At 59.7% G+C, this 7,746-nt stretch carries 8 protein-coding genes and 1 pseudogene; 3 read left to right on the top strand and 6 right to left on the bottom strand.

Translation table 11 applies throughout. The features are described from left to right. A partial coding sequence (locus tag AYR66_RS27685; RefSeq protein WP_206047377.1) for a hypothetical protein occupies positions 1 to 213 on the top strand: 213 nt, incomplete at its 5' end. A gap of 717 nt (positions 214 to 930) precedes the next feature. Here the strand turns inward: AYR66_RS27685 and AYR66_RS30310 are convergent. The 5 genes and pseudogenes from AYR66_RS30310 to AYR66_RS30290 form a co-directional block, all read right to left on the bottom strand. After that, on the bottom strand, positions 931 to 1,092 hold the full coding sequence (locus AYR66_RS30310) for a hypothetical protein (RefSeq protein WP_234815111.1): 162 nt from the start codon (positions 1,090 to 1,092) through the stop codon (positions 931 to 933). A gap of 195 nt (positions 1,093 to 1,287) precedes the next feature. Further along, positions 1,288 to 1,557: a tyrosine-type recombinase/integrase gene (locus tag AYR66_RS30305; protein ID WP_234815110.1), complete on the bottom strand. Its 270-nt coding sequence runs from the start codon at positions 1,555 to 1,557 to the stop codon at positions 1,288 to 1,290. Between the two features lie 146 nt (positions 1,558 to 1,703). Next, the gene (locus AYR66_RS30300; RefSeq protein ID WP_234815109.1) at positions 1,704 to 1,931 is read right to left on the bottom strand and encodes a hypothetical protein; all 228 of its coding nucleotides are present in this window, start codon (positions 1,929 to 1,931) and stop codon (positions 1,704 to 1,706) included. Positions 1,932 to 1,973: 42 nt separating this feature from the next. Further along, positions 1,974 to 2,018: pseudogene (locus AYR66_RS30530) on the bottom strand (hypothetical protein); the annotation flags it as partial. Next, on the bottom strand, positions 2,008 to 2,190 hold the full coding sequence (locus AYR66_RS30290) for a hypothetical protein (protein ID WP_234815108.1): 183 nt from the start codon (positions 2,188 to 2,190) through the stop codon (positions 2,008 to 2,010). The gene AYR66_RS30290 and the pseudogene AYR66_RS30530, both read right to left, overlap by 11 nt. Positions 2,191 to 2,473: 283 nt before the next feature. Between AYR66_RS30290 and AYR66_RS27675 the strand changes: the two genes are divergently transcribed. Further along, positions 2,474 to 2,656: a TauD/TfdA family dioxygenase gene (locus AYR66_RS27675; protein ID WP_088710748.1), complete on the top strand. Its 183-nt coding sequence runs from the start codon at positions 2,474 to 2,476 to the stop codon at positions 2,654 to 2,656. A 123-nt stretch (positions 2,657 to 2,779) separates the two neighbouring features. On the opposite strand, the gene AYR66_RS27670 is transcribed toward AYR66_RS27675, so the two are convergent. Next, positions 2,780 to 6,658 (bottom strand): bifunctional diguanylate cyclase/phosphodiesterase, encoded by a 3,879-nt coding sequence (locus tag AYR66_RS27670; protein ID WP_088710747.1) that lies wholly within the window; start codon positions 6,656 to 6,658, stop codon positions 2,780 to 2,782. 548 nt (positions 6,659 to 7,206) lie between these two features. On the opposite strand from AYR66_RS27670, the gene AYR66_RS27665 reads away from it, so the two are divergent. Further along, positions 7,207 to 7,590 carry an OsmC family protein gene (locus tag AYR66_RS27665; RefSeq protein WP_088710746.1) on the top strand — a complete coding sequence of 128 codons (384 nt, stop codon included), beginning with the start codon at positions 7,207 to 7,209 and terminating at the stop codon, positions 7,588 to 7,590. Positions 7,591 to 7,746 lie beyond the last annotated feature (156 nt).

Raw genomic sequence — 7,746 nt, 5'->3', positions numbered from 1 at the left:
GGCCGTGAGCAGCGCGACGTGAAAGCGCAGCAATTGCAGGCGGCACGCGAAAGCAACCGGGCATTGCGGCGCCAACTGGCGGAAACCGAAGCGCTGCTGCGGTCGTTGACCTCACAAAATGCCACGCTGACGATAGAAAATCTGCAGCTGAAGGCGATGCTGCGAGCGGAGAACGTACGGGTACTGCCGCACGTAAAACCGTCCTACGCGTAGCAGCTTATACACGTCAAAAACTGTTGCCATCTTCAGCGCGCGAACCATCGAAACTTTAGCAAAGCAACAGTTGCAACGAATCCTAATCGCCGACGGCGATACGGGGCGATGAATCACGCCATTTGCGTTGGCCCGCGCGTCGTCGCCGGCCGATGATCGAGGGAGCGCCCGGGGGCGTGAGACGTGGTGAGGGCGCCGTTGTACTCATGCAAAAACGCGTCGCGTTGTCTTGTCCTATCGACCACGCGGTCGTCCGCAACAGGGAGGGGCTGCAACGTGAGGTCTGCGCGGTCGACGTCCCGGAGCGCTGTCGTGGTTGATTCGGGCAGCGACGCCCGCGTTTCTCGCTTACCGCAATGGCGATGCCAACGACGCTGTCGCCGAGGCGTTGTCAGTATCAAGCACCACGCGCCGTCTCCTGGCAGACGCTAGCGAGGCCTCGTCGCAGTCGTTACCTGCCAATTCTTCTCCGTTGCGCCGAATGCGTCCGAAAATTGGACACATTGCTGTCGGCGCTCTTCCCTCGCGCATGCCGTAGCACGGCACATGCCCGCCATCCCGGCACGTGCGGGAACCGGCGTGCCCGGCCTGCATGCGGACGGGCCCCGATCGCCCGGTATCACGCGCGCCGCCATCACGGTGTACGCCGGTGGGCTAGGCTGTCCCGTGCGGGCCGGCAGGATACGGCGTGCGGGGCAGCATGCGTACGGGCAGCCGTTATGCGCGCGCCTGAACGGATGCCATCGAATTGGCCGGCTGGCTGCGTACACATACATCGAGGAAGGCGGCCCACTGTTCCAATGCATGCCGCCGCTCCGGGATTTCTTCGCGCGCATCGTAGATGCCTTCCATTCCCTGCAAGGTATGGTTCAGCGCCATCTCTGAAATCTCCCGCGAAATTCCCATGCTCCGCATATGTCCCTTTGCAGTACAACGGGTATCGTGCGGCGTGAAGCGGCGAATGGAAATGCTGCCGCTACAGAAGGCACGATCAAATGCCGCCCACAGCGTAGTCTTGCCGACATGGCGGTCGCCGAAGCGTCGGCGTCGCAATTGGCGGCGTGTTGGCAGCACTCACGCGGAATCGCCCGCGAACGCATGCAGCTGCTGGAACCAGTGTGCAACCGTCGGCATAAGTGGCACCAGGAATCCTTTGCGCGTCTTGACCGATGCGTCGGGCACCCACCACGTGCCGTGCATGAAATCGATACGTTCCCAGCGTGCCTTGACCAATTCAATGGTGCGCACGCAGGTCGCTAGCAGGATGCGGAACGCCAATCCATTCTCGACCCCGATCGCGTCTATTTTAGTGAGCAGGGTCCGCAATTCGTCTTCGTCTAGCATGAGGCGTTTGCGCACCGGCGGCGCGCCCCTTTGAGTGCGACCAGGTCTATCCCGGTACACGGATTGACATCGATCAGGCGCTTTCCGATTGCATCCGCAAATAACAGCCGGGCTAACGTCAGCGCGCGCTTGGATACAGACCACGGTCAATGGGCGGATTCGATCATGTGCACGATATCCGCAGGCGTAACGGTGCGCACTTGCATTGCACTGAGTTTCGGCAAGATCACTTTGTCCAAATCCCAACAGCAGTAACGAATTGTTCCTTCCGCCAGGAGCTGCGTGGTCAGCTTTCTTTGCTTGAAGTCCGCCACCAGTTCGCGCACCGTCCATGCCGTTGCATTGCGCAACTTGTCGGCGCGCTTGAGGGCCACCGGATCTTTGCCCTGGTCGACCTCGACACGTCGTTCGCGCGCGATTTTGCGTGCAACGGCTAGCGATACGTCCGGGTTATTGCCGATCGTCAGTTCTCTTCGTCGATGCGCCGAGCCAATAGCGCAGCACCCATGTTGCAGTGTCTGTGTCGGACAGCATAAAGGTCAGACCGTCGCCTTCGGAGCGGGCCAAGGGGATGCCCTTGGTGATCCAGCGACGAATTTGGACATCGTCCAATACGTTACCGCGTCTCGCCATCTGTCACCTCCTCAGCGCACGTGACGCAAGTCTGTAAGAATGGTCGGACACACCGCGCCGCACAGTGTTGCCGATGCGCGAGGAAATGGTGAAACATTGTGGCCAATCTGCTGGTCTTCAGTGTAGTCGCTAGCTACCCATTTGGAGTGCGCTTAGATGCGATGTTGTGGAACGGCATGAAACAAAAAGAGCTTTGCTTACAGCGAGTTATGTGATTGAGTGAGACGTAAAGAGGCGGTGTGAGATGCATATCAAACTCCTGAGCTGGAATATCTAAACCGCCATGGAATATCCGGCCAGGGCGACGATCCCGCAGCACAATGAAAATGCGTATTGCCGAGACTGGCCGATGAAACTGATGTTTCTATGTGCGCAGGCCACGCCACATGGCGGAGAAACGCCGCTGTCGATAACGGCCGCGTTGACCGAACGAATTTCGGAGAAAATCCGCGAAAAATTTAGGTAGCTTGGCATGCTCTATGTACGCAGCTATCGTGACCGGCTGGATCTGCCATGGAAAGTCGTTTTCCAGATCGAGTCCAGGGACGAGGCGCCAAGCCAACCTTTCCATTTATGCAGTCGCACCTGCTTACTGCAAAACCATCCGCTCCCTAGCAAATGCTTCAAACTGTTCTGCAGGCAGCGGTCGGCTGAAATAAAAACCCTGCACTTCGTCGCACTGCAGGCTCTGCAAGAATCCCACCTGCTCTTCCGTCTCGACTCCCTCGGCAATGGTTTGCATGCCCATGTTCCTTGCGAGGCCGATAATGGCACCGACAATTGCCCTGTCATCCGGATCGCTGTCGACGTCCCTGATGAACGAGCGATCGATCTTGAGCTTGTTGACGTGGAAGCGCTTGAGATAGCTCAGCGACGAATAACCGGTGCCGAAGTCATCAATTGACATGCCCACGCCCAGTCGATGCAGGCGGTCCAGCATTGCTGCTGCCTCAACCGGCTGGCCCATCGCAACACTTTCCGTCAGCTCGAGTTCCAGGCACTGCGGCGGCAATTTCACCTCATTGAGAACCTGCATGACAAGTTCCGGGAAATGGAGCTGGCGCAGCTGCACTGCGGACAGGTTGATGGCCATGGTCATGCCGTGAAGCCCGCGCTCGATCCATTGCATGCACTGCCGCGCCGCGGTACGCATCACCCATTCGCCGATGGCGAGGATTTGCCCGTCGTCTTCCGCAATCGGAATGAATTCCACCGGTGAAATCATGCCCAGCTCCGGATGCGACCATCGCAACAGGGCCTCCGCGCCAATGACGCGTCCGTCGGTCAATGAGACTTGCGGCTGGTAGTGCAGCATGAGCTGGTTGCGTTTGAGCGCGCTGCGCAGCGCATTGGCGAGTTGCAGGGTGCGCACGGACTGCGCTTGCATTTCCGCCGTATAGAGACGGTGCTGGTAACGGCCTTCCTTCTTCGCGCGATACATGGCAACGTCGGCGCACTTGAGCAGGGATTCGCAATCCGCGCCGTCGCCGGGATATACGGCGATGCCGATCGATGGGGTCACGACCAATTCATGCTGATCGATCCAATAGCTTTCGGCGACGGTCTCCAGCAGTTTTTCCGCAAGGTGTGCCGCCCCTTCGGGTCCGGTGTCCGGAAGGACCAGCACGAACTCATCGCCACCCGGCCGGCCCACCGTGTCCTGCTCGCGCACCGCATTTTTCAGACGCGCTGCCACTTCAACCAGCAACCTGTCGCCGACGCTGTGGCCAAGGGAATCGTTGACATGCTTGAAATGATCGAGATCGAAGAACAGCACTGCCAGATTGGTGCCATTGCGCTTGGCCGTGATGATCGCCTGATTGATGCGGTCGTTCAGCAGTATGCGATTTGCCAAACCCGTGAGGGGATCGAAATGCCCCAGCTTCAGTATCCGCTCCTCCGCGGCCTTGCGCTGGGTGATGTCGCTGAAGATGCCGATGTAGTTGCACACCTTTCCGCTCGCATCGCGGACCAGGCTGATCGACAGCCATTCCGGGTAGGCGCTGCCGTCCTTGCGCCGATTCCATATCTCGCCCTGCCAATGTCCGTGCGCGTTGAGCGCGTCCCACATGTCGCTATAAAACTGGGGCCCCTGGCATCCTGAAGAGAGCAGGCGCGGGTTCTTGCCGATCGCCTCGGACTCGCTATAGCCGGTAATGACGGTAAACGCGTGGTTGATCAATACGATGTTGCAGTCGGCATCAGTGATCGTGATACCTTCATTGCTCTGTTCGAACACCTTGGCGGCAAGCTGGAGCGTCGCTTCTGTCTCTTTCCGCTTGCTGATGTCGCGAATGACGCCGGTAAAAAATTCTCCTTCGGCGATTTCCCATTTGGCTAGCGATAGTTCCAGCGGAAACTCAGTGCCATCCTTGCGCACGCCTGCCGCTTCGAACGTATGTCCAATGACGCGTGGCTGTCCGCTGGACAGGAAGCGATGCATGCCGGCCAAGTGCCGCTCCCGGTAGCGTTCCGGCATCAGCATGGTCAACGGCTGTCCGATAACTTCAGCCTCGGCATAGCCGAAAATAAGCTGGGCGCCCTGGTTCCAGCTTGCGACATTGCCGAGCCGGTCGGCAGTGATAATCGCGTCGTTGGCGAACTGTGTCACTGCGCGATAACGCGCCTTGCTTTCGCGCAGCGCGGCCTCCGACTCCCTGCGCGCGGCTTCACGCTCGAAGTTGTCCAGCGCAAAGCTGATGTCGAGCGCCATTTCCACCAGCAGGCTACATGCCGCTTGGTCAAAGGCGTTGACTTCGCCGGCGTAGAGGCAGAATACGCCGATCACGGCACCACTCCGGCGCAATGGAAGGGCCGCCACACCCGCCCATCCCGAGTGAATGGCGCGTTCCCGCCACGGTGAGGTGCGCGGATCGTTTTGGTAGTCCTGGAACCAGACCGGTTGATTGGTGCGGAGCGCGGTGCCGACCGCGCCTTGTCCGAATGGACTGTCAGCGGCGCAGGATACCTCTAGTCCATCCAGGAAGTGCATCTCGTCCCCGTACGATGCCACTGGCACAACCCTCTGGTTTGACTTGTCCACCATGCCAACCCATGCCGTTTTCATGCCGCCGAACTGCACTGCGTCGCGGCAAATCCGGCTGAAGAGTTCCTCCTCGCTGGTGCAGCGTACGATCGCCTGGTTGCATTCTGAAAGAGCAGCGTACAGCCGCGTCAGGCGTTGCACCTTGCCTTCTGCCGCCTTGCGTTCAGTGACGTCGCGTGCAAGCACGATAAAGCGCGGTGCTGCCAGCAGGTCGGCGTTCTTGCGGCAGATGGAGAGCTCGAACCACACGCGGCCGCTCGACGATTGCAGAGAAAGTTCATTGCCGACCGAGCGGCCTGCATCGTCCGCTTCCCGCAGCGCTGACATGATCAAGGCCGCCGCATCCGGCGGGAAGCAGTTGGAGATGGTCTTGCCGATCAGTGTCCCGGCATGCGCGGCCGATGAATCCGAGCGTGGAAAGTGGCAGTCATGGATATGACCATCCAGTCCGAGTTCCCACATCTGGTCGGGAATCGCATCGATGGTGGTTTGCAGCTGGAGCCGGGACGCCTGGATCTCGGCCGTGCGCTGCGCAACCTGGGATTGGAGTTCGCGTTTGTGGGCTTTCTGCTCCAGGAGCAACCTGGTCATATAGCTCAGCATGAGGCTGAACACCAGTCCCAGCGCTGCCTTAAGGGAAAGTCCGAGCGGGTCCCCCCAGCCGGCCTCGGGCGCCACGCCGAGTGTCCAGTCCGAGTTGGCCACCTTCAAGGAGTGCGTCATGGGCGCTACGAGCGGAGACGTCGACGACGCCGCAATGACCTGCTTTTTTCCTGTATCCGATTCGATGCGCCACAGCTCGTAGGCCAGCCCCTGGTTGGACAATTCCGCCAATTGCGCGGGTGACAACGCTTCGGGAAAACGCAGCAATACCGTGGTAAAGCCCCAGAAATTCCTGGCGTCCCCGTTATCGCCGAGGAAAACAGGCAGGCGTGCAACCGCCCCCAGTCCGCCCTGAACCAGGGTGTACGGTCCGGCCAGTGTGAGCTGCCCGGAGTCCCGCGCACGAATAGCGTCCTTGCCGCGCAGCGGGTCGTTCAACATGTCGTGACCGATGCTCCGCTCGTTGCCGGCAATCGGCACGATGTTTTTGACGACGCCCTTGGGAGCCAGTCCCAGCGCCGCCACGCCGGGATAGTACGGCAACATCTGGTCCGCCACGGAATCGAAGTCCGAGATGACGCCTTTGCCCTGGCGAACCAAGGCAGACATCGCATAGGTGGCGGACAAGGCGCGTTCGATATTCCGCTGGAACATTTGCGCATGGCTGCTGGTCTGCGCCATCACCTGCGCACGCGCTGCCTCGAGGCGGAATGCCTCCAGTTGCAAGATAACGCTCGCGGCAAACGCCGCCGTGACACAAAAGACCGCCGTGGTAATGGCCAGCCGGCCCTCCAGACGCTGACTGAATGCGCTCAGCATGACGTCGCGTGGCTACATTGGGGCCAGCAGGTCTGTTGCCGGACCTTGCTTTCTGGTGCCGGAGCCATAGGCAATCGTGGCGCAACGCGCAGTGCAGCGTTGTATACCGGTGCTTCGCATCAGCATCTGTTCTCCTCCTGACCTTGTTTTGGCCTGATCTTTTTGGTGCGGATTGGCGGTGCAACTGAAAACACAGGCACCCGGCGGGGATGGGGCAGGATGGTCATGCGCGCCAGCAGTCAATCCAATCTTGAAATGTTACCTGGCGGGAATATGTTTTCACGGTGAACAAATGGCTGCAACAAGAATTTTGGTTCGGCCTTCACTATTTTTTCGGCTCCTGACATGGGTCAAACTTCTTTCGCAAATGCCTCGAAAGATTGAGCGGCATGCACTGTACCGGACCATGTTGATCAAATGTCTACAAGGGCAGGTTCAACTGGGTTTCGCTAACCAGCGCGAAGAAAATCAAGTTCAGCTAGCATAGGAAGGGCTGTTCCAGCGCCGTGCGCCGGCGTTGTCTTGATAAACCCGATCACGGAGTCCCCATGGAAGTCAACATCCACCGCGGCGCAGGACCGCTGCAGCACGTCATCGAAATCGGCCCGCACACGCTGCTTACCGACGCACCGAAGAGCCTCGGCGGCGAGGAAACCGGCCCCGAACCGCACGACTTGCTGGCAGCAGCGCTGGCCGCCTGTACTGCGATCACGGTAACCATGTACGCCAAACGCAAGGGCTATGACCTGCAGGATATCGACGTGCGCATCGAACACGGGCAGAAGGACGGGGCCTACGTGTTCACGCGCCGGATACGCTACGTCGGCAGTCTCGCCGACGACGAGAAGGCGCGCCTGACCGACATCGCGAACAAATGCCCGGTCCACAAGACGCTGTCGGGCGAGATCCGCATCGTGACAGAGGCGGTCTGACCCGGCGGACAGACTGTTCCGCGCAATCCTGGAATGCTCAGGGCGGCGGCACTTCGAGCCGTTCGTCCGGAAACGGAATGACAGTCCCTGACGTCATGTCGCACCATTCGACTCGATTCATCACGGCATGCACGCCGGGGATGTTTTCCACCGCCA

The sequence above is a fragment of the Noviherbaspirillum denitrificans genome, assembly GCF_002211445.1.
Classification (GTDB): Bacteria; Pseudomonadota; Gammaproteobacteria; order Burkholderiales; family Burkholderiaceae_D; genus Noviherbaspirillum; species Noviherbaspirillum denitrificans.
This window is presented reverse-complemented; position numbering and strand designations above follow the sequence as displayed.